Here is a 26,046-nt window from a genome sequence, read left to right as displayed (position 1 = left end):
GGGTCTGGTTGGGTGGTTAGAAGAACGCGCCGAGGCCGGTCTGCAACTGCCCTTCCACGGCGGCTTCAACGTCGATGCCGACCGCGTCGAGGACGGGGCCGAGCGGGTTGATGATGAGCGTCTGGGTCATACGGCCTACGTCCGGCGTTAGGCCGGTGTCCTCGACCTGCTCGGCGTCCTCGTAGGCGATGCGGTCTATCTTCTCGCCCAGCGCGTCAACGTAGGTGGGCATAATGTAGCACCGCATCGGCTTCGACCCCTTCGAGAACTCCGTTCCGAGGAGTTCGTTGCTGTTCATCGCGGCCTCGACGTGAGCCGTCGGGGAGTCGTACTCGTGGAACTCCTTACCGATGCCGCCGGGGATACCGATATTCTCCCAGTCGGGGTCGTCGGGGTCGAGAGAGGTTCCCGCCGTGTAGACGTAGTTGGCTATCTCGCTGTTGTCCTTGTCGTGAAGGATGGCCTTGATGACCTTCTTCTCGGTGTCCCGAGTGAGGCGGGAAGCATCGCTCCGCTTCGCCGCGCTACCTTTGATGGAGATATCGTACTGGTCGAGGGACTGGTCGAAGTCCATCCCCTCCTTCCACGAGGCCGCGTAGGCGTACTTCTTCTTGCGGCCCCATTGGAAGAACCGGGGCGCGAACATCTCAATCTCAATCTCCCAGAGGTTATCCTCGGCGGGTACGCCCATCGTTTCCGCGAGGGCCGGGTAGACCTCGTTGTTGAGAGTGTCGCAAATCTCCTGTGCGGCTTCGAGGCAGGACTCCTGCCGCATATTCCTCGGGAATCTGATATAGTTGCTGTCCGTGTCGCCATATATCACTTCAGCGATAGTTTCCTCGTTGACGTAGCGGGCGGTCTCCTTGAGAACCGCCTGCCCGGCGAGGGTGATGGCCTCTGCCGTCTTGCGGTCGTAGAGGAAGAACTTGGCCCAAGCCAAAACGCCGTAGATAGAGTTGGTGATAGTCTTACTCACTTGATACATCTCCGCGTATTTTTCCTCTTCATCCGACCCCGGTTCCGCCTCCCGCTTGAGGCGCTTGTACGTCATCTTGAGGTCGAGGGCTTCGTCCACGATTTGCCGGAAGAGGCCATCCCGCTCCAGCGAGAACGCCTGCCCGTTCGGGGCGACCGCGACCTTCCCGAGTTCCGGCTCCGTCGCGTCGAGTTTCACCTCGGGCGACGTGTTCAGCATCTTCATCGTCGCCGGGTAGAGGCTCGCCAAGTCAATCCCGACGACGTTGGTGGCCTTCCCCGAGTACGGCTCGACCACGAAGCCCCCTTCGTAGTCTTCCGCGCTCGTCCGCGTCTTCGTCGGGCCGACCTCGCCGCGCTCGTCCAGTTTGCGGCGAACCATCATCTCGATGAACTGGAAGTTCTCTCGGGTGTCCTCGAAATCGACGCCGACCATCTTCCGCAGGGAGTCGCGGAAGGAGACCACACCGGCCTCCTCGTCAATCCCGGCGGTAAGGCGAACGTCCCGAGCGTTGTAGTTCATCAACTTCTCGGGGTTGTCCCGCCACATCTCGAAGTACCCTTCCTCGTGGGTCAGTTTCGACGCGCCCAGTTCCTCGCCCGCCACGTAGTCGAGAGAGTAGGAGCGCAGTTCGCCCCACGAGTTCTTCTTGTAGGCGTGGAGCAGGTCGTAGACCGTCCGCCCCAGAATCTTCGGGTCACCGCGCTTGGTGACGTGGGCGTTCCCCTCGGGAGACAGCCGGGATGGGTGCGCCGAGACCTTCTTCATCCGCTCGATGGTGTACGGCCCGTCGAAAGGGGCGTTCCACGCGGTGATGAGGTCGGGGTCGCGCTCTTCGACCCACTCCCCGAAGTTGATGAGCATAACGCGCTCGTCAGGATAGTAGTGGAGCCGGTCAAGTTCCTCGGGCTTCCCGTTCGGGAAGCACGTCTCGACGGGCCTTCCCGCCGTATCGAAGAACCCGACGTACTCCCCCTCGTAGGAGTCGTAGGCGACGATGGACGTGATACGCTTCTCGCCCGGCTCGGGGAACGAGCCTCGGTCGTCGGTCTCAATGTCGAACACGACCGTCCGAGGTCGGGGGTCGTTCTCGACGGGAGCCTCGATGGCCTCGACCTCGTCCAGCGTGGCCTCCGGGCCGGGAACGCGAATCCACGCCTTCACGTCGCGGTCGATTCGGACGCGCTGGGTGGGGTTCACGTCGGCCTCGAAGGTCTTACCGTGGAACTCCTCTTTCGCGCTCCGAACGTCGCCGGGCGTGGTGACGTAGACGCGGGCGACCTCTTCCCCGAAGAAGCCGGTGCAGTCAACGTCGAAGTCGAACTCCCGCATCCCGCACTCCCCGAGGAGTTCGTTCTTCCGCTCACGGGCCTCAGCGGCCTCCACGTAGAAGTATGGCCGGAAGTCCGTGATGGTAACCGTGTGCCGCTCTTCGTCGGCGTCACGCCCGTAGAGGCGGAGTGTGAAGGTGTCGTCGTTGTTCTCGATGCAGGCGGTGTTGGTGACGAGTATTTCGAGCATTTGGGTCTGGTTAGGTGGTTAGTAGAACTTCCCGAGCGTCGCGTTGTCCCCGGCCCGCGACCGGGGTTCGGCTCGTCCGTTCACGTAGTCCGCAAGCGTCACGCCGTAGTCGGCATCCATCTCAATCCACTCTCGGGAGACGGACTTCTGACTCGGCTGTTCGTAGACGGTGCCCGTATCCAGCAGGAACGGCGCGTCGTAGACTCGGAGCGACTTATCCTCCTGCACGTAGGACAGGAGGACGTAGCCGTTCTCAGCGGCTTCCTCGACCTGTTCGAGACCGAAGGACGCCTTACCCTGATAGCGGTAGTCCTTCGCTCGAACGGAGAAGGTCTCGCCGCCGTATTCCAGCAGGGCGTGGGTCGTTCCCCGGTGTTCGATTAGGTCGGTCACGTTCTCGACGTGGGTGAATCCCTGTCCGAGAAGGCCTCTTACAACTCTCTGAAGTAGTCCGTCGGTTTGTTTCGTAGCCATTGGGTCTGGTTGGTCTCTGGGTTTACGCCTCGCTTCCCGCCGCTTTCATACATCTTTCAGACTCAGGAAGGGCCGTTACAGGTTCATCTTCCGCATCGCGTAGGTCACGTAGTTCGACTTCGTGCCGAGTTCCTGCGCTATCTCGTGGGGCGTCATCCCGGCGTCCAGCATCTCCTTCAACTGGTCGTCGTGTTTCAGGGCTTCACCCCACGTAGACGAGCAGATATCGTAGTAGGAGCATTGCTCGTCCCGGCCCGGCCCCCACTTGCAGAGCGGTGTCTCGTTGATGGGCCAATGCGGCTCGTCGGCGTCCATCATATCCAGCATCTCGCTGATGGTCTCGTAGATGAACTCCCGGCGAGACTCCTTGAGGGGGCTGATAATCAGGTCGTCCCCCTTGGGGTAGTACCCGGCAACGGCGGTTACGTCCCACTCCTGCTCGAACAGGACGGCGTAGTATTCGCCTTCGAGGTAGATGCCCTCGTCGCGGTACTGCTTCTTGGGGGTCTTCCCCGTCTTGAAGTCCGTTATGACGACGCCCCCAGCGGGTTCGACGCCGGGAACGGAGCGGTCGTCGTAGATGGCGTCCGCGTACCCCATCCACGGCGGCTGTCGCCCCTCGCGGTCGGGGAGGGGGTCTTCCAGCCACGACTCGGCCTCGATACCGACCGGGAGCCACGTCTCGGGGTCGGGCGAGACCTCCATCCGGGCGTACTCGAAGTTGAGGAAGTTCGTGATGTACGGTTCCAGATAGTCGGCCCACCTGTCCCACTCCGGCAGGAAGGCGACGAGGTCTTCGGGGAACTCCCCGGTCTCCTCGACGTAGGCCTCGACGGCGTAGTAGTAGTCTTCCAGCACCTCGTGGATGATGGTGCCGCGTCGGGTGTAGATGGTTCCCGGCTCCTTGAGGCCCTGAACGTAGGAATACCGGAACTGCTCGGGGCACTTCACGTACTTCGTCAGCCGACTCTTGCTGATATACGGGAGTTCGCCTTTCGGCGTGCTGTCACGCAGGCTCGTCAGTCGGTCACTCTGAGTTGGCATCTTCTTCCTCGTCGTCCCGCATCAGCAGTTCGTTGACACCCTCCAGCACCTCGACGTGCTGGGTGATATCCTGTATGTTCATCGCGCCGCTCTCGGTCTTCTCGAACTCGATGACGCACTTGCCCTTCTCGTGGGCTGTCTGGTTCGCGTGACCGATGATTTCGAGCGCCGTCCGCAGGCCCGGCACCGAGTCAATCTCGGCGTCGGAAGCGGCGGGAACCTCGGGGTCGCTCACGGCCACATCCCCGGCCCCAGCGTGGGGTCGTTCAGTTCACGGGACAGTTCGAGGCGTCGGCGTTCCCGCTCCTTACGGTCGCGCTCGAAGGTCTCGATGGCTTCCCGGCTCTTCCGAATCGTCTCCGACTCGGTCTCGGCGTCCGGTAGCGAGAAGGTCACTCTCGGGCCTCCGCCGAGTTGTCGGCGTCTTCGGGGACGTAGAGGGACGCGATGGCCGCGTACCCGATGGCGTCCCGGTAGTGGTCGGTGTCCATCCCGCCGACGTGCTTCCGGCTGAGTTTCAGCAGAATCATCATATCGGCCACCTCGTCGCCTCGAAGGGGTCTTACGAGGACGCCGCCCAGATAGGCGTTCCAGAGGTCAGCGATGTGGTCGTGGTTCTCGATGGGGTCGCCGTGGGTGCCGTTCCGGTCAGCGATGACGCCACCGACTTCGGACGCGAGGTTTCCCGCTTCTTCGACGTTGCGGTTGTGTTGAATACTCATTTGGGTCTGGTGTGGTTACAGGTCGTAGCGTTTCAGGCGCTTGATGCGCCCGGCCTTTCGGTTCTCGTAGCCGTCGTAGTCGAACTTGATGAGGTCGTTCTTCCTCGTGTACGGGAGCGTGAGGATGGGAGCCGACACCGGCTCCGCGTGGATGATGCCTCGTCCGGTGTCCATCCACAACTTCCAGTCGTTCTCCCACGTAGCGAAGATTTGGCCGTCCACCATCTCGGTCTCCCCGTTGAGGAATACCAGTTGGACGCGGCCTTCGGAGACCTCGGCGGCGTCGGCAACGTCCGGGTAGGACACCGAGCCGTCGTCGGTCATCAGGTGGAGTTCACGCCTCCACGTCTCCTCGCTCTTCGTACTCTTCGAGGACTCGTTGGCTTGGGTCGTGGTTGTCATAGTCGGCAAGGGCCGTTACGCGGTCTTCCCACCCGTCTCGGGTGTGGTTCACCGCCTTGTCGTCCAGATAGACGTGAGCGCCGCCCTTCTCGCACTTCAGGCCGTTGTAGGGGACGCCCCACATCGTCAGCAGGCCCGCGATGTGGCCCGCGTGCTTCCACGGGCGAGCCGTCCAGACGACGATATCGTACTGTTCGTCTTCCTTCAGTCGCCGCACGTACTCGACCATCGCCTCGTCCGGCTGTTCGCCCCCCGCTTTGTAGGGGTCGCCGGAGTCACGGGTCAGGGTCTCGTCAAAGTCTACCGCGATGATGGTCATTAGTCGAAGATGGGGTCACCCCGCTCGTCGCGGGGCGTGTCCGTCGGCGCTTCAACGGGGAGCGCCCCAGCGAGCCGGTGCGGGGCGTCTTCGTCTTCGCCGGGCTGGTGAGCGGGCTGTGCGTTAGCGAGTCGGTGGTTCGGATTCATAGGTAGGTAGTCGTCAGCAGGTAGCCGAGGAATATTCCGCAGACGGAGCCGGAGACGGCGAGAACGCCCGCGAGCGTGCCGGGTGCCGGGCTGGGGAGTCCAAGGTGGCCGAAGAGGCCGCCGAGGACAAGCCCGGTCAGGAGGGCCGCAACTAAAGCGACAGCGAGGGTGTTCATCGGCTATTCATCCTCGACGGGGTGTTGCCAGCATCGGTCGCCATCGTTCTCGACCTCGCGGGTGCAAGGCGAGTCGTCCGACTTCGTGCCGGAACAGGTCGGGGTCTCGATGGTCGCAACAGGCTCGGGGCTTCCCGCCGCGTAGAGGTCTACTCCTTCGGAATCCTCCGCAAACTCCGAGGGGATATCTCGCCCGTCTTCAGTCGCAACCAGCAGATACGCACCCCGAGTAGGGTCAGACGAAGTAACAGCAACGTGAACGACGCGACCTTCAACATCGAATCCGCCTTCATCGTCGGGTCTGACGTGTTGCCATTGGTATCTCACGGTTGCCTCACGCGGCTCGCGTCGCCGCCCTCGATTCGGTCAGCCACCGTCAGCAGGTGGCGGGCCACGTCGCGGAGTTCCGCAACGTCTTCCTCGTCGCCGTCGCCCATTTCGAGGACGGCGGCCCGAGCGGTCACCTCCGCGAAGGCCTGATGGCTCCACGACTTCATCGCGTCTATCTGGTCGTGGAAGGCCTTGGCCTGCTGGAGCATCTGTTCAACTTCGGGGTCGGCCTCGGTCTCGGTATCGAACAGGTCGTCCGAGACCGGAGGCTCAACTTCTTGACTCATTTGGGTCTGGTAGGAGATAGGAAACGCCGCATTTCCGTCGAATATGGTCGTCTTACTGTACGTCGGGTTCAGCGGGCTGGGCTTCCATAATGGCGGGAATCCCGGTTCCCCCATCACCGCCGCAACGCCCGTCGAAGTGGTCTTCTGGGAGCATCATCGGCTTCTCGCCGCTGATGACGACGCCGCACTCGTCGTTCTCACAGATTACCTCGCCTCGGTGGTCGTACCAGCCCGCCGAGCCGCACTCCGGGCATCCCATCGTGTAGTGGAAGACCTCTTTCAGAAGCGTGTTCGGGCCGTACACGCCGGGGTACATCTCCCACTCGCACTCGTCTACGTCACACATCGGACAGACCACGGCAACATCGCCGTTCCCGTCGTGTGCGGGCTTCATATGGTCTTCCAGTTCCTTGTCGCATTGCCAAGATGCGGTGTGATAATCGAAAACGAGGCGGGACTTCAGGCCGGTAATCTCGAACTTGTCTGCGCGGACGCCTTCCTTGTGAGCGGACATTTAGGTGTGGTTGTTACTCGTGACGCTGGGAGAGAGCGAAAGACAGCCACGCCTCTATCGACGTGGTGCCAGTTCAGGCTTTCAGGAGGGAGCGTCGTCCCCGTAGTAGGCAGTATCCATTAGGGTAGTAAGCGAGCATTAACATATCGGATGCCCCGATAGTCTGCTACGCCCTGTCTGTCCGGTTTCTGGAACGTTACCGGAAATAGACAGGCTTCATCCACGCCATCGGCTCGTCGTCGCTGACGCCGTGGAGGATACCCGCCGGACGGGATGACGCAATCCCGAGGCCTTCTGTGTAATCGCCCTGATTCTGGAGCGTCCCGCCCATAATCACGGGACGGCCCGCGACTGGCTCGACCTTCATCTCGTGGAAGTGACCCCGGTAGGCCACGTCGAACTGATTGTCGATAAGCCACGAACCCCAGCGGGCCTTCGGAGACGAGGTGCCGATGTGAGCGAGACACCCCTTCTCGTGGCCGTGCCGGATGTGGCCCCGATGGCCGCGCATCTCGAAGTTCGTGAAGTAGGTCGCGTCGTTCTGGATGAACGTCACGTTGTCAATGCCGGACTGCCGGATGGCGAGGTCGAGCATCGAGTAAACGATATCGTCGGCGTTGGCCGCCGAGGTCTGTCCGCCCGTGCGGAGTTCCCCGTGGTTCCCGTGCTGGGTCACCACTTGGACGGTCGGGAACTCTTCGGCCAGCCGCTTGATGACCTCCGTGTAGACCGTCGAGGCCCGCTCAATCTGCCCCCGAAGGTGGAGGTCAATCGAGTGCGGCTGGGTCGCGTAGATAGTCTCGTTCGTGATTATGTCGCCGCCGAGCAGGAGATGGGCGGTGTCGAACTCGACGCCCGCCGCTTCCCGGCGCTCCTTCTCTCGGAGGCCTTCTTCGACGTACTGCCATACGCGGTCTTCCGCGATATCGGAGTTGAAGGTCTCCTCGCCGTACTCGTTGCGTTCGGTCTGCCCGAAGTGGTCGTCGGTGCGGAAGAACACCAAGTCCTCGTGGCCCTCTTCAGCGAGAAGCCCGCCGTCCGCTCGGGCGGGGGCGTACTGCTGAAGGCGGCTCTTCAGGTCGTATTCGAGTTCCGCGAGGAAGTCGGTCGCCGTCCGGCTCACCGACTGTTTCGTGGTCGTGGGAGTCCGCAGAACATCAACCGAGCCGGGGGTCTCGTCGGAGTCGTCAACCGTCGGGGCGTAGCCCTCGATGCGGTAGACCCCTTCCTCGGGTTCGGGGATTCGGACGCCCGCCTGCCGGAGCCGACTGATAATGTCGTAGGCCCCGGAAGTGGACTTGTAGCCCAGAGCGTCCGCCACCTCTGCGGCGGTAGCCCCGTCTTCACCGATGGTTTCTGCGGCAATTCGCTGGTTGGTGGTCAACTGGTCGAGATAATTCATTTGGGTCGGCAGAGATTCCTCGCTCTCGGGTGGTTTCGGCGGTGAGAGCGGCGGCAGAACGGCAGAGAGAGGTGTCGCTACGTGTCTTCGTTGCTGGAAGGCTTGGACTGCGGAACGCCTCAATCGGTTGTCTGTGAGGAATCGGGTGGTTGGTCGGTTGTCTCGCGGTTCAGAAAGGCTACCTCTTAGCCCCCATCATAACCGGGTACTCTATCTTAACTGTATCGGTCAGGCCCGTTCCCGTCGGGCGTTTTCGCTGACCCAGATGCCGCACGAATCCTGCAAGCAGAAGGTAGGAGCCTTCTGCCACACGGTTTCGCACTTCATCGGGGAATAGTCGAGGGAGATGTACGTCTCGATACGCTCCCTCGTGTAGTCTTCCTCGAACTCTGGAAGACCCCTGAAGAACTCTACCATCGTGTCGATGGGTACGTTCTTGTCCATCATATGCGTGATAACGTACATCTCCATCATATGGGACTGAGAGCGGTGAGCGAACGCATCATCCCGGTCGCGGAAGGCCATAATACAGGGCCTATCCGAGAGGACGAAGTCGAGGTCGTCCACCGTGATGTTGTCGTTCGCGTTCTTCTCGTACCGCTTCACGCGGCTCCGGTCGTAGGTCGCGCCGCCGACCGACCGAGCCGAGGACGAGGCGTTCCGAATACGCTGGGTCAACACCTCGGCGGCCTTCTCGTTCGGCGTCGGCTTGAACCGGGCGTCGAGTTCCCGCCGCTGTCGGGTCAACTCGATGTAGTCAGCGGGCCGGAGCGTCGCCAACTCTTCGAGCGTCACCGGGACGCAGAAGCGGTCTTCCCCGAAGGCCTTGCTGGCCCCGAGGTGCTTCGTGTTCGGCACCCGGCGCATCCGTCCGAGGTCGGACGAGTCCACGTCGATATACTCTTCGAGGTCGTCGAGTCCGGTCGCCTCGATGATGTATTCCTTGAGCGCCCCCGTGTAGGCGTTCAGCCCGTTGATGAACTGGGAGAAGTCCCCGTTCGAGGTGCTAATCGGCGGGAACACCAAGTCGATGTGGATACCCTTGTGTCCCGATAAGACCACTTGCCACGACTCCGGGCTTTGGGTCTTGAGCAAGAACCGGGCGACCTTACGCGCTCGCACCAGCAACTTGCTCATATCTCGAATCCACGCCGCTGTCGGGTCGCCCCGGTCGCTCCCTCGGTAATCACCCGTGTCAGGAACGTCGAGGTCGATGAACAGCCGGTCGATTCGCGGGATGTTCCCGTCCTTGGTGTGTCCGTCTGGGAACGAATACACCGAGATGAACGGCCAGTTCTGGGGGTCGTCTTCGGCGTCGAGGACGAGTTCAGCGGCTTCCTCTGGAGTGGTCGCCCACCGCTGATACTTGGTCGCTCGACGCGGCCACGAGTCCACCCAGTACCGGAATCCGTCGGCTACGAGTTCTGTCTCTGTATTCATCTCACCATCTACTCAAGCGTCCCACCAAGGGACTGCTGGGCTTCCTGCTCCTTCGCCTGCTGGGCGTGGAGCGGTTCTTCCTCGAAGATGGACGCCATCTCGTCGTCCACTTCCTCGCCGTTGAAGGCGGCCTTGCGGGCCTCGCTGGCTTGCTCGGTCATCTCCCCGAGGCTGTCGTCTTCGGTGATATCGACGGCCTCTCCCGTGAACGGGTGGACGGCGATGGTGCCGGAACCCTCGCAGTACCGCCGCACGTACTCGTCCGCGACCTCCGGCTCGATGCCCGAGATGTTCCGCACCTCTTCAGCGGCGGCCTCAACGATTTCCGAGTAGTCGAGGCTCACGCTCACGTCCGTCACCGAGGCGAAGTCCGAGAGGGAGTACGTAAGGGGGCTTCCGCTGTGTTCGGTGATGTACCCGGACTCCCGCATCGAGTCGAGGCTACGCTTCACGTCGCTGTCTCGGATGTTGTGGCCGAGGCGGCGAAGTTCCTGCTGGATATCCTTCCGAGCAGGAGCGTAGTCGAGGTCGTTCAGGAGCCGAAGGATGGCTTGGTCTTCGTCGGTCAGGTTCAGCGCCGACATTACCATATTGTTCCCCATCACCTGCATCGTGTACCAGTAGTCCACGGGCGTCGAGAGGAGGAGAAGGCCCCTTCCGGTGTCCACGGTCATCCGGTCGGCGTGGTGGAGGAGGCCCATATTGCCCATCATCGAGGCGAGCCGGTCGAAGTCGAAGCGGGCTTCGTTGAACTCGGTGGGCATCATCGCGCCCTCCTCGATGGTCTGTCGGGCGATTTCCTCCATCCCCGGCTTCATCACCTTGTTGTTCACGTTGTCCGTGAACAGCGAGACCGGGATGGCCTCGAAGTATTCCCGAATCTTCGCCCGCTCGACGGGGTCAACGTTGAGCGTGACCTGCCCGGAGTGTTCGCGGGCCTTCCGCATAATGACGCGCTCGGTCTGTTCCTTCGTGGTGTCCACGGACTGCATAAACGCCCGCTTTAGCAACTCTGGGAAGTCGTTGAAGTCGGCGTTCCGGTTGTCGGTCGCCATCGTGGCGAACACAATCCGGGGACACTCCAGCGTCATCGTCTGGGTGCGGTCGTCGTCGTCTTCGGACTTCGTAATGTCCGTGACCTTCCGAATCGAGTCGTTGCCCTCGCCCCAGTCCTTGAGCATCTTCTCGGTGCCCTCCCCGACGCGGGCAAGGTCACCGACGATGTGGATGGGGTACTTGTTCGCCTCCTTCGCGGAGTAGTACCGGGCCGTCTCGGACTCGTCCGTTGGGTGTTCGTAGACCATACCGGGGCCGTAGATGGCCTCCAGCGTCTTCCGCAGGGTGAAGTCCTTACCACCGCGAGCGGGGCTATACAGGACGAAGAGGCCGCCCCCGCTTTCGAGACCGCCGTTGATTGACGCCGTGGCGACGGTGAGGCAGGTGTCTTCCTCCCCGACCACGCCGAGGTCTCGGGTGACCTGAAGGATGGTGTGGAGTTCGGGAACGTCCCAGTCGATACCGTTCGTCGTGTCGTACAGTTGTGCTTCTACGCTCATTTGGGTCTGGTTGGTTTGGTTACGCCTCGGTTCTCTCTCGGGACAGCGCCGCCGCTATTTCATTGCGCTATTTCATACTCCTACGCGGCGGGAAAAACGAGCGGTGCCCTATTCGTCGCGCTCTTCGCGCTTCTTGGTGGCGACGCGCCGGGCGAGTTCGCGTTCGACGGCGTCCTGAAGGTCACCGGCCACCTCGGCGTACACCTCGTCGGGGTCGTCCCCGTCTTCGAGGCTCACGGTTGCGGTCGCGCCGAACGTAATCGGCTCGAACTGGTCTAACTGCACTTTTCGGTCGTAATACACTTCGAGAGTGTCGATTTCCATTTGGGTCTGGTTGAGAAGGGGCGTTCTGGGGTCTGTTCACCGAGCAGGCAGGGGCCTTACTCGAAGACGCGGGCGACGACGGCTTCCTCGCCGCCGAAGTCCTCGACCAGATTCTCCGTCAGGTCGTTCCCGGCGTCTTCCACGAGGTCGCCCAGCAGGGCCGCCGCCTTCTCCTCGTCGTCGTATCCGAGGGTCTGACAGGTGGAGATGAAGTCCTCGATGGCCGCCGGGACTTCCTCAGCCTGTGCGGGGCCGCCGTCGGCCACGGCCTCCGGCTCGGCGTCGCCCTCTTCGGCGGGGGCGTTCCCGCCGTCGAGGGTGCCCTGTTCGCTCGCCGTGTTGTTCGCCACGGTCACGTCCGCGCCGGTCTCCACGTCCTTGACGATGGGGTGGTGGTACTTGCGGTCGCTCTGGTTCGACTGCTTCTTCACCTCGAAGAAGCCGACGCGGCGGCCCTGAAGGTCACCGCGCAGGATGTTGTCGCCGGAGGTGTCGGCCAGCCAGTTGTGGATATCGCTGTCGTCCACAACGGCGTCCCGTCCGTGGGTGGTCAGAATCTTCGCCAGCGTCTTCGACGCCGACTTGGGGCCGAAGCGGTCGGAGCCGCCGTACCACATAATAACGTTCCCGAGGTCGGCGGGTTCGTCATCGTTCGCCATCACGACGGCCTCCACGAGTTCGTACCGCTTCTCGGTGCCGCCGTAGTTCTTCACGAGGAACTGGTTGGCGTCGTCCGCCGAGACCTCGGGGGCCTCGGGGTCGTTCGGGTCGATGCCGACCACGTCGCGCCACGAGAAGACCTTGAACTTGCCTTTCTCGGGGTCGTGGTAGAGACACCCATCTACGAGTTCGACGGCCTCCATAGCGATGCCGAGGCTCTGTCCCCACTTGTTCGCGTTACCGAACACGCGGGTCATCTCGCCCTCGATGGGGGCGTAGGGGGTGATGGTCAGGTTCTTGTCCGGCTCGCTGGAGCCGCCGTTGCCGCTGTCGGAGCCGCTGTTGTTGTTGCCGCTGTCCTGCTCGTAGGAGTTGTAGTCGTACATTTTGGGTCTGGTTGCAGGCCGTTCCTGCGGGTGGTTGTCTTCTGTCGGGCGGTGCTACTCTCGGTGGGGTACTGGTTGTCTGACTTCTTGGGTCACCCCAAAGGCCGGAGCCGGGAGTCGAACCCAGCAGGAACGCTCCCCGCCCTAACCGGGGAACTCCGGGTGCCGAATAGAGAAGCCACTCTGTGTGGCTGATTCCGAGTAGAAGTGGGGACGGAGAGATTTGAACTCCCGACCTTGCGCTCTGGAGGCGCTTGCTCTGCCGGGCTGAGCCACGTCCCCGTGAGTGTGAGGGCAGGGGGGAGTAGATAAGAACCCTACGATTCCCTCACGGGCCGCTCATAGAGGCCAATCAGAGTAGAGAGAGGTTGTTCTGTCGGGGGAGGCGTATCCCCGAGTGGAGACGGCAGGATTTGAACCTGCGTCTGGGCATCTTTTCTTATCCGGCGACGTTTCTCATCGTCACCCGTGCCCCGTGATGGGCCGCTATCACTACGTCTCCAGAAAGGGCTGTATGAGAGTACCCCACCGAGTACCGCCTTTAGCCCCCATCCTAACTTGGTGAGGTACTATAACCGTATCGGTTGAAGCACTCTAAGACGGCGAGCGACCCTATCCGGGCCTCTCGCCCTACCTTCCGCCATCCTAACTTGGTGTGTCTATATAATCTTGCCGGTCAGCCGAGTCAGGAAGGGGCCTTACAGTTCTACGCCGAGTTCGTCCGCCACGGTCTCGGCGTCGTACTTCTTGTGAGAACCGCCGCGCTGGAAGCCTGCTTCTTGGACGCTGTCGAGCATCGACGCGAGTTCGACCATCCCCTCCGCCGTCCGGTGGCGGCCCTCGTCCAGAAGGGGGAACACGTCTTCCAGCAGTATCTCGACCTGCTCGTGGCGGGCCGCCACGAACGGGCCGACCGCCTGAAGGAACTCCCGCACGTCGTCGCGGCGGGTGAGCCGGACGCGGTAACGCTCCGAGCCGTCGTCCCGCTGGTAGATGTTCGCCTTGGGGTCGAGGCCGAGGTCTTCGCAGAACTCGTCCAGTAGGCCCACGGCTTCCGGGCTGGCCTTCTCGAATTTTATCTCGAAGGAGACCTCGAAGCCGTGCTTGGAAGACCCCTTCTTGCGGAGCGAGGCCTGTAAGTTTCCGCCCCAGTCTAAGGCACCTGCCGCATACGGCCTCCTCCAGTCGTTCTCGGGCATCTCTGTACCAGTCTCGGTCACCGACACGCTTAATACTGTCTCTGTCATTGTGATGGGGGAAATAGGGTGACGGCACCCGGTTTCGGGACTCTTCCTCGGTCTGTCCAGAGAGGGGAGACAATAGAGGGGAGAGTCCTATTCGGTATTCTCCTATTGGGGTAGTCCTGTTCGGAGTAGTCCTAACCAGACTTCTCCTATCAGGATACTCCCAATCAGAGAGTCCTACGTTCCTGCCGCATTGGGGAACCCCGGTTAGGACTCCGGTTGGGAGTCTGAGTATAGCCGTTACACGTCGGTATGTGACTCTATTAGCACACCGGCTCCGGCCCTCCCTGCCCTCCACCAGACCCAAATGTGACAGCAAATGCCATACGACGAAGACCACGCAGAGCCTCTGACCGAACCAGACACTCCTAACGCTACGAAGTTCTACGGCTACGACGCTTCTGCTCAATACGATTCTACGCACCGCCTCGATGGAACCGAGAAAGTCTCCGACCACTACTCCCGGCTCGCCGCCTACAACACCGGCATCCGCAACGGGAAGTGGGGCGACAACGAGATTCTGCGCCAGCAGGACAACCTCGCCCTCTTCGACGCCATCGCATCGCAACTCGAACTGACGCACTACCAACACTCCCGAGGACGCCAAGCCTTCTCCGACCTCGACCTCTCGGAACTCTCTACTCCGGGCGGGATTGACGCCACCCTCTGCGCCGTTATGGTGGCCGCTGTGGTCGCCCGAGAGGACGGGAGGATGTACCACCCGTCTCGTGACGAAAACACGAACGACGGGCAGTTTGTGGCCCTCCTGTCCGACCTCGGCTACTCCGAACATCTGCTCCACAGTTGCTACGGGAAGGTTCTGAATCGGGTGCATCTCTAATGATTATCCTCGTTGACGAGCGGGAGAAGAAGCCGTACAACTTTCCCGCGATGGAGACCGAGACCGCTCTCCTCAACTACGGCGACTACGCCGTGAAGGGCCTCGGCTACTATGACGTAAATCCGAACACCGGGAAAGAGGAGTTCTACCCGGAGTTCGCTGTCGAACGCAAGAGCCTCGATGACCTCGCCCGGTCAGTCGGCACCGACCGAAACAGGTTCGAGGCCGAGATAGACCGCGCCCAGCAGGCCGACAACTTCGCCGTCGTTATCGAAGCGACGATGACTGACGCCTACAAGGGCCGGTACTACTCGAAAATACACCCGAACGCCGTCGTCGGCACCGTGAAGAAGTGGCCGTTCAAATACGGCACGCTCGACTTCAAGTGGGCCGAAGACCGCGAGGGTGGAAAACAGGAAACGCTACGGTTGCTCGATAAGTGGTACATCCACACCGCGACCGACCTATTCTGACTTCTGCTGTTATTCAGCAACAGCCTCATTTATGAACTTGAACTCAGTCGGGATAGACTTCTCATATTCCCTAATATTGTCCTTTATTTCGTATTCGTATCTGACTCTGATTTGGAACTCCGGGGGGAGTTTTGTTACGTCATCTATCGAGATACTTGCTTTATCTCGGCGGGTAGAACCACTCTTCAATTTGGTATTTCTTCCCAGCCTGCTAATGCCGACCTCGATTTCGCTTTGTAGAGCCTCGTCGTCCAGTTCTTCTCTACTTTGACAATCCAAGAAGGTGGCAGAGGCATCAGCATCCTCGATAAGCGCGACCATCTTTCCACTATTGGATAACTGAGCCGTGGGCGCACGGAAGGTATGATTTGATTTGCCTAATGAGTACGGCTCAGACCGTTCTTTTACAGATAGGCTCACCTCTGAACGCGGTGTTCTGATGACTTGGTGCCAAAACGTTAGCCCCGTAAAGAAGAGTATTAGAAGTGTTCCTACTGCCGAAATAGTCTCAAGAGATAGAAGTTGTCCGAGGTTATTCAGTAGTCCTTCTTGCGCCCCCTGTTGCATTGGTTACTCGTTTAAGGCGCTCTGGGCTTCGTAAATCTATGGGGACTTCGTGGCCGCACTCGGCGCAAACCCACACTTCATAAGAGCCGTGGTGAGTCTCCGTCTCGGAGTAGAAGCCGTCCCCGTCGTGTTGACAGGCGTAATTCGGCATAGGTCTGGTTGGTTGCCTCTCCGGGGCTATCAATGAATTTCAGGCCGGGAGAGGGCTTAACTTCTCCGCTCTACCGGGTCTGCTCGACTTTCACGCGGCGACCGCCCGTGTTCAGGAGCCGGGCTTCAACGCGGTAGGGGCCTACCACGCTCACGCCCTGCGTGTAACCGCCCTTCTCGGTGACGTTCAGGTTGTTGCTGGGGAAGACTGCTTCCGGGCCGCTCTCCCCGTGGACGACGGCCAACGCTCCATCGTCGGCCCCACTCAGGGCGTCGTGGGCCATAAGGGGGCTTTCGGCTTCGACCCAGCCCTGTCCGGCGAGGTCTCCGAAGTCGGCTCGCTCCATCTCGGTCACGTCGAAGTCGGGAACCGTCGCGGGTTCCTGCTCGTCCTTCCCGGCGTCGAGGTCGCCCCGGAGGAAGGCCCCTTCGCCGTCCGGGGTGAACGTCTCCGCGAACTCCCGAACCTCGTCTTCGGCGGCCTCCAGTCCCTCAACGATAGCCTCAGCGTCGAGGGCGTCGTCGTACTCTTCTTTGAGTTCGCCGTCGTCGTTGAAGGCCTCTTGCTCGCTGTACGGCTCGGGCTTGCCGGGCTTGACCACGTCGAGGTCGCCGGTCGCCTCGTAGTCTTGGACATACTTCGGAATCTCACCGTCCTCGTCCTCCGTGTAGACGACCCGAGTGAGGTACGTGTAGCCGAAGATGCCCGCCGTCCGAAGGCGGCGCTCAAGCGTCACGGGGAGGTCGGGGTCGGCGGTCTCCGTCACCACCGGCTCGTTCTCGACCGGCTCGCCGTTCACGGTGAGCAGAGTGTCGGTCTCGGGGTCGTACTCCGAGAAGGTCGTCTCGACCTCCTTCGTCGTCCGAACCGCGTTCGGGTGGATGAGGAAGAGCCGGGTGCGTCCGGGGTTAATCTCGGGCGGCGCGTTCCCGCTGGTTACGGAGATAGCCTTCGAGACGCCGTGGACGCGAGCCTCGTCAACGAACTCTTCGACCGCCCGGTAGTGGGACTTCCCGACGGAGAGGAGCAGGTCGTGGCTCTCGAACTCGACCATCTCCCCAGCGTGGGTGCCGGTCGGGCGGTCGGCAAGCAGGCGCTCAACGTGGCGGGAAGCCTCGCCCTCCGGCACGGTCTCGGTCATACCGCCGGGGCCGGTGACGGCCAACTCGAACTGGAGGCCGGGGAACTCCTTGTAAGACCGCTTCCGGTTCTCCTTGAAGGGAACCGGCTCCGCGAACTCCACGAACGCCGGGAGGTCGCCGCCGGGGCCTACGTCCGACCGGAGGTACGCCTTCCCGCTCTTGAGGTAGCCGCATCCGCGCTCGGGGTTGTCGATGGTCTCGGTCTCGATACTGCTGTCGCTCTGGGTCTGGGTCTCGATAGACATTGTTGGGTCTGGAAGGGGTGTTCTCGCTACTGTCCAAGGCCGCCGCTGAAGCGAAGCCGCTCGCCCAGCAGGTTCAGCCGGTTCTCCGGCTCCGGCTCAACCTTCAGTACGTCGTCGGGGTCGATGTAGACGCCTTCACTCCCCGATTGGACGTGAACGCGCTTCTCGCCAGCCGACCGGACGGTTCCCCACGCTTTCTGTGCGCCGTACTTGAAGTAGACGCGGTCTCCGGGGTTCATCTATATCTCCTCGATGCCGTCGCCGCAGGCTCGACACTCGACGTAACCCACTCCGGCGAGAGTGTGGTACGTGAAGTTCGCCCGGTCGTAACCGCACGTCGGGCAGTCCTCTTCCACGATTTTCGTGAAGGTGCCTTGGTCGCCCTCGACGGGGTCGGCCCGGAAGTCCGCCCGGATAACCACCGGAAGGGTGCTTCCCGGCATCTCGTCACCGAGCCGCGCCCGGCGCTCGGCCTCGGTCATCTCGGGAAGGGCCGTTACGGGCACGCGGTTGCTCGGGTGTCGGTCAACGTCCACGGGTTCCCCCGTGATTGGGTCGATGATGTTGATTTGGTCTGCCATAGTTGGGTCTGGTCGGTCACCTCGCTTCCCGCCGCTTTCATACATTTTCAGACTCGGGAAGGGCCGTTAGAACTCGACTTCGACGGTCGCGTAACCGCCGTCGTCCCACTCGAACATCACCGAGAAGAAGGCCTCTTCCCGGCGTGTCTTCACCTCAGGCGGGTGGTGCCACGACCCTCGGATGTAGTCGGTCACCACGGCCACGTCGAACGCGCCGATTAGGAGAACGCCGTCGTCGTGAACCTCTACGTCCTTCACGTTCGAGGCCCGCACGCCGTCGTAGAGCGCGTCTTCGTCGGCAAGGTCTTCAGGGGACGGCACTCTCCAGTCCCCGACCTCGTGGGCGAGGAACATCGCGTGCTGAATCAGGTCGTCAGTTGGTACTGCTGTCGTCTCTTCGAGTCGGTTTTTCATCATTGGGTCTGGTTAGTACGCCGCTATCTGACCGGCCTCTACGGCCATCTGCTTCGGCGGCGGGCATCCGTGACTGTTCTCCCCCATCCAATCCTTCGCGGCGGCTACGGCGAGCATACGGCCCTTGTGACCGCCCCCGCAGTTGCCCCGGATTCGGTAGGACGGGCCGGGATACCACGACGTGAATAGCGCCTCGAAGTGGCCCCGGTCGTTCAGGTGGACGACCACCCGGTAGGGGGTATCCGAATACTGCCACTTCAGGAACTCCGGGTAGTTCGCTATCTCGTGCCACCCGATTTTGCCCGTCGCCGGGACGTGGTCTTCGTGCTTCATCGAAGGTGCCTCCCGGCCCGGTCTTCGAGGTGGCGCTCGTAGCGGCGCTCGGCCTTCGCCTCGGCTCGGGCTTCGGCCTCGGCCATCGCTCGCTCGGCGGCCTCTTCGGGGGTCTCCGTGAACAGGAGTTCCGTGTTGATGACGCCGTGGTTCTCGGCCATACCGGAGCCGACGGCGTCGTGAACGGCGTCCGCGATAAGGTTCATCCGGCGGTCGTCGTCGGACTCCGCGTTGACGGGAAGCGATACTCGAACCGTTACTTCAGCGTGCTGGTGTTCGTCGTTTGCCATAATTGGGTCTGGTTGGGTGGTTAGATGCCTCGGCCCCGAGCGCGGGCCGCGTCAAGGCACTCGTCGCACATCTGGTTGTTCGACTCCGCTCCGCCCGGCGTCATATTGCCGCACTCGTCCCAGAGGAGGCAGGCCCCTTCAGGGCGGGAAGGCCGAGTCTCTTCGGGGTCGCAGAGCGTCGATTGCTCGGACGCCATCAGCCGAACACGTCGAGTTTGTAATCCACGTCTGGGTTCAGCCGGGCGAGCCGGGCCATCGCCCCAGCGGCGTCGTGTCGGGTGTCGAAGAGCGTGTTCTTCGAGTAGCCCCAGCCCTCCTGCCACTCGGGGACGTTGAAGAGGACGACGTACTTCATCAGGCCACACCCCCGAGTTGGCCGACCGTCGGGTGCCGGTGGTCGGGTCGGTCGGTGTTGATGCGGCGCTCCCCGAACACGTCGAGGAGAATCTTCCGGTTGTTTAGGTCGGCCCGGCAGAAGGCTTCGTAGAGGTCGCCGTTCCAGAGGGCTGTGAAGAAGTGGCCGCCGATGTGGCTGAACTCCTCCGGGGGAACCGAACCGTCGAGGTTGCCCCACTTGACGTACTTCTGGACTTCGCTCCGGGCGCTGTTCCGGTTGACCGTGCTGGGGAGTTCGTCGAGCGTCTTCGTGACGACCTCGATGAGTTTCGGGCTGGCCCCGGCGTTGAACAGGAAGTCGAAGTGGTCGTCGGTCAGTTCAATCTCAGCGATTGGGGTGTCGTTCATTTTGGGTCTGGTTGGTTTGGTCGCCGCTCGATGCCGTCGCTCCCTTTCATAGATGTTTCAAACTGTGGAGCGGTCAGCCGAGGTAGTAAACGAACGTCAGTTCGTCGTCCACAGGGCTGAACACGGTGGTTCCGGTGGCGTAGTAGGGGAGTTCCACGTCGGCGTACTCCCCGAGGCCGAACACTCGCTCCTCGATGGTGAACTCGTTGCCGTCACCGGCCCCGCTGGCCCTGCTGTCGGCGTCGTTCGGGACGAGGTAGGAGACCGTCACGGACTGCTCGAACGGAGTCAGCGGGTGGACGCTGATACCGACGGAGTGGTACGGGACGGTAACGGTGTCCCCAACGGTGGCCGTCTGGGTCTCTATGCGGTACTTCTCTGGTTCTACGGTTAGGGTCATATCTGGATACTCTGGGTCTGGTTAGTCCCAACAGGAGAGTCGGGGTTCCTGCTGGATTGGGGAAGCCGAATAGGGGAATACCGAATAGGACTCCCCCTCTATATCTCCCCCTCTGCTGGGTCGATGGTCACCGTGAAGTCGGGGTTCGGGTCGTAGGTCAACTCCGAGTCGGAGATGAATCCCTCCACGAGAACGTTCCCGTCGCGGTCTTCAACGATGAGCCGCATTACCCCGTACAGGCTATTCCCGCCGTGGTGGCCGCTGTCGGGCTTCGTTCCCACGCTAACACTTACTCCAGCCGCATTGGAGGCAGACGGGACAGCCGCCGTCGAGCCGGACTTGCTGGCCCCGGCAGTCGGGGCACACCATCTCTTGAGCCGCCATTAGGCGGTCACCGCCTCGGGTTCCTCACCGAACTTCCCGGTGCTTTCGTCGTACTCGGCTCCCGCCGCCTCGACGGCATCCTTGAGTTTCGTGATGTGGCCGCTGGTCGTCACCGAGTAGCCGTACCAGCCGTCGTAGAAGACGATGTGGCCGTCGCTGAACCGGGCCGCGATGACGGCTCCGTAGGAGTAGAGCAGGCCGCTGTCGTTCTTGCCGGTCGCGGAGCGAACCGACATAGTGCTGTTGTGGTGGTCGTAGTCGCCGTTTGCGAACGCCTCTCCGATTTCCTCAATGTTGAGTCGTGCCATAGTTGGGTCTGGTTGGTTCAGTCGTGCCTGCCCGTCCCCCGAAGGGGGTCATCGGCAACGGTACGGGGAAGGGGCCTTCTGGTTAGTCGGCCTTGTAGGAGATGCCCCCGGCGAGGCCGGAGTGCTTCTTGTGGCCCATAAAGGCCGCCGCGTCCTCGATACAGTCAGCCGGAGCGTACACGTCCACCATCATCGAGAACACGTTGCTGGTGGTGCCGAACCGGACGGCCATCGGGAACGGCGGGAGTGCCTCACCTCCGGTGAGGTCGTTGATGCGCTCGCTGAACTCGGACTTCTCCATCGTGGAGTGCCACCCGCCGCCGATAGTGGTGAACTCGTCCCACGCCTCGACCTCGACGTTGCTGGGGCCGTCGGAGTAGGAGCGCCATCCATCGACTGGAACGCGCTTCTCGCCAAGGACGATGCCTTCAACGAGGTCGTAGACTGCGCCCTCTTCCAGCCACTCGTAGTCGCGGTTGTATTCGCCGTGGTCGAAGACCACCGAGCCGTCGTAAGTGACCTTCCAGCGGCGACCGTCCGGCATCACGACCACAAGGGTACTTCCGTGGTAGTCCATCCCCTCGTAGCATCCGCCGCAGATGAACCAGCGGTCGTCGTCGGGGTCGATGTTCCAACGGGCCGTGCCGGGGTCTTCGACCGGCTCGACGTGGGTGGGTTCGCCCCAGTCGTTCACGCCGTCGTAGGAGCCGTCGCCGCAGAAGTGACAGCCCTCGTCGGCCTCGGCCATAAACACGGTGTCGTCGCAGATAGCGCACTCACCGGAGGTGATGTTCGCGGGGTCTCGAACGTGCCAGTCCTCCGGCGGGAGCAGTTGTTCGACCACCTTGTAGGGAAGGGGGCTTCCGTCCTTCATCGCGTAAAGCGCCGCCCGGCGGGCCTCAGCCTTCGTGAGACCGTCGGCCTCCATCAGTTCCTCCACCCGCTGGGTGTAGAACTCGTCCGTGTCGTCAATCAGGGTGCTGAACTCGTCGCTGTCGGTGTGGTTGTTTTCGCTCATTTGGGTCTGGTTGGTTAGTGCTGGAATCGGTACACGGTGATAGCGTCGTGCTTGTCCCTCGGGTCGAGGAACGCCCAGCGGTTTAGTTCGACAATCAGGATGTAGGTCTGGAGCGTCGTCGGGTGCGACCAATGGAACTTGTAGCGGTTGTCGCCCTCGGCTTCGTAGACCTCGCCCTCTTCGATACAGCCCCGTATCACGTCGCCCCCGATGCGGCGGGAACGGCGCTCATTTACGAAGTGGTCGGTCGGTCGGTACTCGCCCGGCTCTCGGGGCACGGCGTCGAGGGGGAAGTCGTGGGAGTAAGCGTCGGCGTAGTCGTCCCACTCCTTGTGAGAGATGACGCTCATTATGCGTCCTCAACGCGAATCCGCGCTCGGCAACACCCCGAACGGTACGGGCCGGGGTTCTCCACGATTTTCGACCGCTTGAAGCGCGGCGTCTTCTTCCCGCAGGCTTCACAGACGAGGAACCACCGGGCCTCCTCGTTAGCGAACGAGGGGCAATGCCGGGGCGCGTCCAATTCGCGGGCCTTCCGCTTGAAGCGCCGCCCGTGGCCGCCTTTGTCGAAGTTGACGTACTCCCAGATGTGGACGAGTTCGTGCCGAATCGTCCCCTCGAAGTCGTCGTTCCAGCCCCACGACTGGTACGCCTTCCACGCGAACCTCATAAAGAGGTCACCGTTCTTCTTGCCCGCCTTCCCCGCCGCTCGGCGGAGTCGCTTCGAGACTTGAATCTCGACCTCGTCAAGAGGTACGTCTATGTCCACGGTCTCGGCGTACTCCCTAATCGCCCCCTTGAGTTCGTTTGGAGATAGGTCGTCGCCGGGCCGCTCGAACTGTTCGTCGTCGTCGGTATCTGGTAGTCGGAACGTCATTTGGGTCTGGTTGGTTGCTGACGCTTGGTTGCCGTCGTCAGGCCCCCGAGTTCCACTCGGGAACGACGCCCCCAGAAGGGGCGTTTCGGCTTCAGCGGTTGTACGCCAACTCGATGTAGTGGCCGCTCGGGAACAGCAGGGAAACACGCCGCTCGCCTCGCTTGTTGCGAACCACCCACTTCCACTTCCGAAGGCCGAGCCGCCCGAGGGAGAGGGAGACGTTCATCGGTCGTCCCCCATCAAGTGGCCGTACTTCGTTTTCGCTCGGCGCTTCCGGCGGGCCTCCTTTTCACCCGCCTCTTTCAGTTCGCGTTTCACGTCGTCGGGAAGGGTGTCTTCGAGGTTCATCTGGGTCTGTTGGTTACTGGAGGTCGCCGGGGAAGTTCCGGTAGCAGAGGTCAGCCCACCGGGACGGGGCGAGGAACGTCTTTTGCTCGAAGTCCGGGCTGTCGAAGCCCCCTTCGAGATACCAGCACAGCCCCGTTTGGCCGACGACTTCCTGAAGGGTGAGGCGGTGAACCGGCTCGGGATACCACGCTTTCATCGCGTGCCACTTCTGGAACTCCCCCCAGAAGGAGAAGTCGCAGTCGTTCTTGTAGTGGCCCCAGTAGTCGTGAACCGCCCGGCTCTTGAGGTTGTCCTCCCGGCTAATGTGGCTCGGGTGGGTGCCGCCGGAGAAGATTTTGAGTCGGTCGTTCACTTCTATGTCCGAACACATCTCCTCGAAACTCCCGTAGGGGTCTTCCTCGGTGAACTCGACGTGAACGCCGTGGGCCTCGATGGCGTCGAAGAGGTAGTCGTTCATCTTCAGGAGAAGCCGGACGGCTTCGAGTAGTTCCTCGGAGGTCTCGCCGTAGACTTCCATCTCGTCGTATTCTTGTCCAATCGTTTCAGCGACCTGTCGTTCGGTGAGCCGGTGGTTAGTCGGCGTCACCGTTAGGTGGTTGTTGGCTCCCATTTGGGTCTGGTCTCCGTGTTCCTCGGGCTGGTTAGGCCGTCATCGGACGCCCCGCCGGGGAATCGAACCCCGGAGTCGCCAGTCAGGGCCGCGCCTTAATGGGGCGCGAGTTGGTTACTGGCTGTCGCGTTCGACTGTCGAAACCCCCGTATCTTCCCCCGTAGCCGTTCCCCGGCTCGCGCTTCGAGCCGCCGCAATCGCACCGTCGATTTGGTTCACGTCGAAGAGAATCCGCTCGTGATTCAGGTTGGATAAGTGCCCTTCGTCGTTCAGTCGCGTTGCCTCACCGATTACCACTTGAAGTGCGTCTCGATAATTCATTAGAGCCTCTTCATCACGTTCCCGCCGGGGAACTCTTCGACCTCGCCGTTCGGATACCGGATATTGAGGGTCGCTTTGTCGTACCACCACGTCTCAACGTCGTGGCGTTCGATTTCCTCGCCCCCTTGAACGATTACCACGCTCGGCGTCACGCCCAATCCTCCAGCCACTCGAAGCCGTCTGTCTCAAGCCACGCCGTGCCGTCAGTCAGAAGGGCGGTTCCACTCTGGGTTAGTTGAATCTCTGGTTGCATTTGGGTCTGGTTGGGTCGGTGTCTCTGGTTAGGAGAGTCGGCGTTCCTGCTGTATTGGGGTAGCCCCCATCCTAATCTCATAGGAGATGATAACTGTTCCTATTGGGTTCCCGAGAAGGGGCCTTACACGGCCTCTACCTTCTGGGACTGAGTCAGGGGTCGTTCACGGGAGTCCTCGTAGTCGTCGCCGGAATAGAACCGGAACCGTTCAACGTCCCGCCACACCGACTGATTCAGTTGGAACAGCCCCGACTTCTTGTGTTCCAGATAGTAAATCTGGAAGTCGTCGGACAACTCCTTGCCCTCCATCGAGCCGTCGGTCTTCGTGATAATCAGTTTCATTTCAGATACCTCCGACCGGCGCGGCGAGGCTCAGAGCCATACCGGCGAGCCGGTCGTCGCTCTCAATCTCCTGCCAGCGTTCGACCTTGGCGAGAAGGCGCTCGCGTTCCTCGTCGGATTTGAAGCCCCAATGCCGAACCGCCGACTCAATCAGGGCGTCGAGGTCGTTCCCGAAGCAGGCCGAGCCGCGTTCACACCAGCATCCGTATCGGCGGCCTTCGGCCTCAATCGCAGATTGGCCTTCCCGGTAATCGGAGACGTGGCGGGCGGCGTGGTACGGGCCAGCGTAGCCGATGCTGTCCGAAACGATGGCCGCGATTAGTTCGGCGTCCCCCATCGTGTCCGCTGTTAGCGTGTTCTGCTCTTCGGCGCAGTCGTTGCACAGATTCTCGAAGTCGTCCTCGAACTCGAATTGTCGGTAGGTATCAGCGCCCCGAACCGAGGTCGTGTATTCGTTAACGTCACAGCAGTCGCACTTCGCAAGGCTAAGGCTCATTTTGGGTCTGGTTGGTGGGTTGGTTTACAGGCAGTCCGAGTATCCGCAGGCTTCACAGCCGAACGCTCCGAGCGAAGCCATCCCCAATTGGATAGGTTCGTCTTCCCAGTAGGCGTCTTCGGCGTCGCAGTCTTCGGTAAAGTGGCACATCTTAGAGCCTCCGCCGGGCGCGGGTTTCGGCCTCGGTAAGCACGTCGCTGTCGAGGACGGTCTCGGGGTCGTGGCCCATAATGCGGAGTTCTTCGTCCACGAAGTGGGTGAAGCGTTGTTCCTGAAGCACCCAGCGGTCGTGCCGGGCTTTCACTTCAGGGTCGGCGTAATATCCAGCGGGCTTGTCTTGCCAGTCAGCGTCGTAAATGCTCATTTTAATTCTCCAATTCTCGAAGGGACTCGACGTTCGCTTCGTCCATTAGTTCGGCCTGCATCTCATCGAGGACGTAATACAGCCGGTCGAGGCGGTCGGCGTCTGGATTAGAAGCGGGGTCTGCTCCCGATTCTGCTAAGACCGTTTCAACCTCGGTCTGTAATTGACCGACTGATTCAAGGGCGTCTTTCCGAAGGGCGTCGAAGTTGTCTGTGTGATTCATTTTACTCGAAGAGGTCGTTCATCACTTCGCCGTCCTGTCGCCGCTCGCGCTCTTCGGTGAACGCCTCGCGGTTTCGGTCGTGGGTGATAAACAGGTCGTCGGGGCTTGGGTCGGCGGCTCCGCCGTAGGTCTGGTATGATTCTCGGTCGTCGCCGTCGTCGTAGTCACTCATAGTTGGGTCTGGTTGGTTTTGGCCTAACGGCCATCCGTTCTAGTTTAGTGACTGGCTGAGACGGGGATCGTGCCAAAATTGCGTCGAGTCTGACCGCAATCACAGCGAGGTAACTGCTGTTCCGGCAGATCAGCTGATGTTCGGTCATGTCTCCCTTCGAAGGCGGCGCACTCGCGGTGGTGAGTGCGCCGCCGTTCCAGAGCCGTCGCTGATCAGGCCAGGG

The 26,046-nt window shown here is 61.5% G+C and carries 45 protein-coding genes, 2 tRNA genes and 1 other RNA gene; 2 read left to right on the top strand and 46 right to left on the bottom strand.

Features of this window, described 5'->3' with window-relative positions; genetic code table 11:
• Positions 1-16: 16 nt before the first annotated feature.
• From P0Y33_RS05315 to P0Y33_RS05220, 20 genes are all read right to left on the bottom strand, one after another.
• Entirely contained in the window at positions 17-2,497 is a 2,481-nt protein-coding gene (locus tag P0Y33_RS05315) for a DNA-directed DNA polymerase (RefSeq protein WP_279529508.1), read from the bottom strand.
• Positions 2,498-2,515: 18 nt separating this feature from the next.
• Complete coding sequence (locus P0Y33_RS05310) at positions 2,516-2,890, bottom strand: hypothetical protein (protein WP_279529507.1); 375 nt, start codon at positions 2,888-2,890, stop codon at positions 2,516-2,518.
• A gap of 156 nt (positions 2,891-3,046) precedes the next feature.
• Positions 3,047-4,015: a RecB family exonuclease gene (locus P0Y33_RS05305; RefSeq protein WP_279529506.1), complete on the bottom strand. Its 969-nt coding sequence runs from the start codon at positions 4,013-4,015 to the stop codon at positions 3,047-3,049.
• Positions 3,999-4,250 carry a hypothetical protein gene (locus tag P0Y33_RS05300; RefSeq protein ID WP_279529505.1) on the bottom strand — a complete coding sequence of 84 codons (252 nt, stop codon included), beginning with the start codon at positions 4,248-4,250 and terminating at the stop codon, positions 3,999-4,001. Before P0Y33_RS05300 ends, P0Y33_RS05305 begins: the two co-directional genes overlap by 17 nt.
• Complete coding sequence (locus P0Y33_RS05295; protein ID WP_279529504.1) at positions 4,247-4,411, bottom strand: hypothetical protein; 165 nt, start codon at positions 4,409-4,411, stop codon at positions 4,247-4,249. The genes P0Y33_RS05300 and P0Y33_RS05295 overlap by 4 nt, the downstream gene beginning before the upstream one ends.
• Positions 4,408-4,737, bottom strand: a complete 330-nt coding sequence (locus P0Y33_RS05290; protein ID WP_279529503.1) for a DUF6378 domain-containing protein — start codon at positions 4,735-4,737, stop codon at positions 4,408-4,410. The genes P0Y33_RS05295 and P0Y33_RS05290 overlap by 4 nt, the downstream gene beginning before the upstream one ends.
• 15 nt (positions 4,738-4,752) lie before the next feature.
• A complete protein-coding gene (locus P0Y33_RS05285) occupies positions 4,753-5,061 on the bottom strand; it encodes a hypothetical protein (RefSeq protein ID WP_279529502.1) in 309 nt (102 codons plus the stop codon).
• Positions 5,062-5,071: 10 nt separating this feature from the next.
• Positions 5,072-5,458 (bottom strand): hypothetical protein, encoded by a 387-nt coding sequence (locus P0Y33_RS05280; protein ID WP_279529501.1) that lies wholly within the window; start codon positions 5,456-5,458, stop codon positions 5,072-5,074.
• Positions 5,458-5,607, bottom strand: coding sequence for a hypothetical protein (locus P0Y33_RS05275; RefSeq protein ID WP_279529500.1), 150 nt, complete (start codon positions 5,605-5,607; stop codon positions 5,458-5,460). Before P0Y33_RS05275 ends, P0Y33_RS05280 begins: the two co-directional genes overlap by 1 nt.
• Complete coding sequence (locus P0Y33_RS05270) at positions 5,604-5,783, bottom strand: XapX domain-containing protein (protein ID WP_279529499.1); 180 nt, start codon at positions 5,781-5,783, stop codon at positions 5,604-5,606. Before P0Y33_RS05270 ends, P0Y33_RS05275 begins: the two co-directional genes overlap by 4 nt.
• Before the next feature lie 323 nt (positions 5,784-6,106).
• Positions 6,107-6,400, bottom strand: coding sequence for a hypothetical protein (locus P0Y33_RS05265; RefSeq protein WP_279529498.1), 294 nt, complete (start codon positions 6,398-6,400; stop codon positions 6,107-6,109).
• Between the two features lie 52 nt (positions 6,401-6,452).
• A complete protein-coding gene (locus P0Y33_RS05260) occupies positions 6,453-6,914 on the bottom strand; it encodes a hypothetical protein (RefSeq protein WP_279529497.1) in 462 nt (153 codons plus the stop codon).
• Positions 6,915-7,110: 196 nt separating this feature from the next.
• Entirely contained in the window at positions 7,111-8,316 is a 1,206-nt protein-coding gene (locus P0Y33_RS05255) for a hypothetical protein (protein WP_279529496.1), read from the bottom strand.
• A gap of 228 nt (positions 8,317-8,544) precedes the next feature.
• Positions 8,545-9,756, bottom strand: a complete 1,212-nt coding sequence (locus P0Y33_RS05250; protein ID WP_279529495.1) for a hypothetical protein — start codon at positions 9,754-9,756, stop codon at positions 8,545-8,547.
• Positions 9,757-9,764: 8 nt separating this feature from the next.
• On the bottom strand, positions 9,765-11,312 hold the full coding sequence (locus tag P0Y33_RS05245; protein ID WP_279529494.1) for a hypothetical protein: 1,548 nt from the start codon (positions 11,310-11,312) through the stop codon (positions 9,765-9,767).
• A gap of 108 nt (positions 11,313-11,420) precedes the next feature.
• The gene (locus P0Y33_RS05240; protein ID WP_279529493.1) at positions 11,421-11,597 is read right to left on the bottom strand and encodes a hypothetical protein; all 177 of its coding nucleotides are present in this window, start codon (positions 11,595-11,597) and stop codon (positions 11,421-11,423) included.
• A 95-nt stretch (positions 11,598-11,692) separates the two neighbouring features.
• Positions 11,693-12,682, bottom strand: a complete 990-nt coding sequence (locus P0Y33_RS05235; RefSeq protein WP_279529492.1) for a hypothetical protein — start codon at positions 12,680-12,682, stop codon at positions 11,693-11,695.
• Positions 12,683-12,890: 208 nt separating this feature from the next.
• Positions 12,891-12,964, bottom strand: a tRNA-Trp gene (locus tag P0Y33_RS05230).
• Between the two features lie 116 nt (positions 12,965-13,080).
• Positions 13,081-13,184: transfer RNA gene (locus P0Y33_RS05225), tRNA-Thr, on the bottom strand.
• Between the two features lie 196 nt (positions 13,185-13,380).
• Complete coding sequence (locus P0Y33_RS05220; protein ID WP_279529491.1) at positions 13,381-13,881, bottom strand: hypothetical protein; 501 nt, start codon at positions 13,879-13,881, stop codon at positions 13,381-13,383.
• A 364-nt stretch (positions 13,882-14,245) separates the two neighbouring features.
• Here P0Y33_RS05220 and P0Y33_RS05215 point away from each other — a divergent pair, with 364 nt between their 5' ends.
• Together P0Y33_RS05215 and P0Y33_RS05210 are read left to right on the top strand one after the other, a co-directional pair.
• Positions 14,246-14,767 (top strand): hypothetical protein, encoded by a 522-nt coding sequence (locus P0Y33_RS05215; RefSeq protein WP_279529490.1) that lies wholly within the window; start codon positions 14,246-14,248, stop codon positions 14,765-14,767.
• Positions 14,767-15,240 carry an ERCC4 domain-containing protein gene (locus P0Y33_RS05210; RefSeq protein ID WP_279529489.1) on the top strand — a complete coding sequence of 158 codons (474 nt, stop codon included), beginning with the start codon at positions 14,767-14,769 and terminating at the stop codon, positions 15,238-15,240. The genes P0Y33_RS05215 and P0Y33_RS05210 overlap by 1 nt, the downstream gene beginning before the upstream one ends.
• A 9-nt stretch (positions 15,241-15,249) precedes the next feature.
• Here the strand turns inward: P0Y33_RS05210 and P0Y33_RS05205 are convergent, their stop codons facing one another.
• From P0Y33_RS05205 to P0Y33_RS05080, 26 genes are all read right to left on the bottom strand, one after another.
• Positions 15,250-15,807, bottom strand: coding sequence for a hypothetical protein (locus P0Y33_RS05205; RefSeq protein ID WP_279529488.1), 558 nt, complete (start codon positions 15,805-15,807; stop codon positions 15,250-15,252).
• A 221-nt stretch (positions 15,808-16,028) separates the two neighbouring features.
• Entirely contained in the window at positions 16,029-17,345 is a 1,317-nt protein-coding gene (locus tag P0Y33_RS05200) for a PH domain-containing protein (RefSeq protein WP_279529487.1), read from the bottom strand.
• A gap of 26 nt (positions 17,346-17,371) precedes the next feature.
• Positions 17,372-17,584, bottom strand: coding sequence for a hypothetical protein (locus P0Y33_RS05195; protein WP_279529486.1), 213 nt, complete (start codon positions 17,582-17,584; stop codon positions 17,372-17,374).
• Positions 17,585-17,926 (bottom strand): hypothetical protein, encoded by a 342-nt coding sequence (locus P0Y33_RS05190; protein ID WP_279529485.1) that lies wholly within the window; start codon positions 17,924-17,926, stop codon positions 17,585-17,587.
• A gap of 66 nt (positions 17,927-17,992) precedes the next feature.
• Entirely contained in the window at positions 17,993-18,340 is a 348-nt protein-coding gene (locus P0Y33_RS05185; protein ID WP_279529484.1) for a hypothetical protein, read from the bottom strand.
• Positions 18,341-18,352: 12 nt separating this feature from the next.
• On the bottom strand, positions 18,353-18,673 hold the full coding sequence (locus P0Y33_RS05180) for a hypothetical protein (protein ID WP_279529483.1): 321 nt from the start codon (positions 18,671-18,673) through the stop codon (positions 18,353-18,355).
• Positions 18,670-18,963, bottom strand: a complete 294-nt coding sequence (locus P0Y33_RS05175; RefSeq protein WP_279529482.1) for a hypothetical protein — start codon at positions 18,961-18,963, stop codon at positions 18,670-18,672. The genes P0Y33_RS05180 and P0Y33_RS05175 overlap by 4 nt, the downstream gene beginning before the upstream one ends.
• A gap of 20 nt (positions 18,964-18,983) precedes the next feature.
• On the bottom strand, positions 18,984-19,160 hold the full coding sequence (locus P0Y33_RS05170; RefSeq protein ID WP_279529481.1) for a hypothetical protein: 177 nt from the start codon (positions 19,158-19,160) through the stop codon (positions 18,984-18,986).
• Complete coding sequence (locus tag P0Y33_RS05165; protein WP_279529480.1) at positions 19,160-19,318, bottom strand: hypothetical protein; 159 nt, start codon at positions 19,316-19,318, stop codon at positions 19,160-19,162. The genes P0Y33_RS05170 and P0Y33_RS05165 overlap by 1 nt, the downstream gene beginning before the upstream one ends.
• Positions 19,318-19,707, bottom strand: a complete 390-nt coding sequence (locus P0Y33_RS05160; protein ID WP_279529479.1) for a hypothetical protein — start codon at positions 19,705-19,707, stop codon at positions 19,318-19,320. Before P0Y33_RS05160 ends, P0Y33_RS05165 begins: the two co-directional genes overlap by 1 nt.
• Positions 19,708-19,780: 73 nt before the next feature.
• Positions 19,781-20,107 (bottom strand): hypothetical protein, encoded by a 327-nt coding sequence (locus tag P0Y33_RS05155; protein WP_279529478.1) that lies wholly within the window; start codon positions 20,105-20,107, stop codon positions 19,781-19,783.
• 98 nt (positions 20,108-20,205) lie between these two features.
• Positions 20,206-20,388, bottom strand: a complete 183-nt coding sequence (locus P0Y33_RS05150; protein WP_279529477.1) for a hypothetical protein — start codon at positions 20,386-20,388, stop codon at positions 20,206-20,208.
• Between the two features lie 102 nt (positions 20,389-20,490).
• A complete protein-coding gene (locus P0Y33_RS05145) occupies positions 20,491-20,799 on the bottom strand; it encodes a hypothetical protein (RefSeq protein ID WP_279529476.1) in 309 nt (102 codons plus the stop codon).
• An 82-nt stretch (positions 20,800-20,881) separates the two neighbouring features.
• A complete protein-coding gene (locus P0Y33_RS05140; protein ID WP_279529475.1) occupies positions 20,882-21,817 on the bottom strand; it encodes a hypothetical protein in 936 nt (311 codons plus the stop codon).
• Between the two features lie 14 nt (positions 21,818-21,831).
• Complete coding sequence (locus tag P0Y33_RS05135) at positions 21,832-22,167, bottom strand: hypothetical protein (protein WP_279529474.1); 336 nt, start codon at positions 22,165-22,167, stop codon at positions 21,832-21,834.
• Complete coding sequence (locus tag P0Y33_RS05130) at positions 22,167-22,694, bottom strand: SprT-like domain-containing protein (RefSeq protein WP_279529473.1); 528 nt, start codon at positions 22,692-22,694, stop codon at positions 22,167-22,169. Before P0Y33_RS05130 ends, P0Y33_RS05135 begins: the two co-directional genes overlap by 1 nt.
• A gap of 22 nt (positions 22,695-22,716) precedes the next feature.
• Positions 22,717-22,785, bottom strand: an RNA gene (locus tag P0Y33_RS05125) — hammerhead ribozyme type II.
• Entirely contained in the window at positions 22,786-22,920 is a 135-nt protein-coding gene (locus P0Y33_RS05120) for a hypothetical protein (RefSeq protein WP_279529472.1), read from the bottom strand.
• Positions 22,917-23,042, bottom strand: coding sequence for a hypothetical protein (locus P0Y33_RS05115; protein ID WP_279529471.1), 126 nt, complete (start codon positions 23,040-23,042; stop codon positions 22,917-22,919). The genes P0Y33_RS05120 and P0Y33_RS05115 overlap by 4 nt, the downstream gene beginning before the upstream one ends.
• A gap of 13 nt (positions 23,043-23,055) precedes the next feature.
• Complete coding sequence (locus P0Y33_RS05110) at positions 23,056-23,652, bottom strand: hypothetical protein (RefSeq protein ID WP_279529470.1); 597 nt, start codon at positions 23,650-23,652, stop codon at positions 23,056-23,058.
• A 320-nt stretch (positions 23,653-23,972) separates the two neighbouring features.
• Entirely contained in the window at positions 23,973-24,125 is a 153-nt protein-coding gene (locus tag P0Y33_RS05105; RefSeq protein ID WP_279529469.1) for a hypothetical protein, read from the bottom strand.
• A 224-nt stretch (positions 24,126-24,349) separates the two neighbouring features.
• The gene (locus P0Y33_RS05100; RefSeq protein ID WP_279529468.1) at positions 24,350-24,535 is read right to left on the bottom strand and encodes a hypothetical protein; all 186 of its coding nucleotides are present in this window, start codon (positions 24,533-24,535) and stop codon (positions 24,350-24,352) included.
• 34 nt (positions 24,536-24,569) lie between these two features.
• Positions 24,570-25,064, bottom strand: coding sequence for a hypothetical protein (locus P0Y33_RS05095; protein WP_279529467.1), 495 nt, complete (start codon positions 25,062-25,064; stop codon positions 24,570-24,572).
• A gap of 151 nt (positions 25,065-25,215) precedes the next feature.
• Complete coding sequence (locus P0Y33_RS05090) at positions 25,216-25,428, bottom strand: hypothetical protein (RefSeq protein ID WP_279529466.1); 213 nt, start codon at positions 25,426-25,428, stop codon at positions 25,216-25,218.
• A gap of 1 nt (position 25,429) precedes the next feature.
• The gene (locus tag P0Y33_RS05085) at positions 25,430-25,651 is read right to left on the bottom strand and encodes a hypothetical protein (protein WP_279529465.1); all 222 of its coding nucleotides are present in this window, start codon (positions 25,649-25,651) and stop codon (positions 25,430-25,432) included.
• Between the two features lies 1 nt (position 25,652).
• Complete coding sequence (locus P0Y33_RS05080) at positions 25,653-25,823, bottom strand: hypothetical protein (RefSeq protein ID WP_279529464.1); 171 nt, start codon at positions 25,821-25,823, stop codon at positions 25,653-25,655.
• Positions 25,824-26,046: the final 223 nt, after the last annotated feature.

This window comes from Halospeciosus flavus, from assembly GCF_029814175.1.
Lineage (GTDB): Archaea > Halobacteriota > Halobacteria > Halobacteriales > Halobacteriaceae > Halospeciosus > Halospeciosus flavus.
Note: the sequence above shows the minus strand (reverse complement) of the source record. Positions and strands in the feature narration are given on the sequence as shown.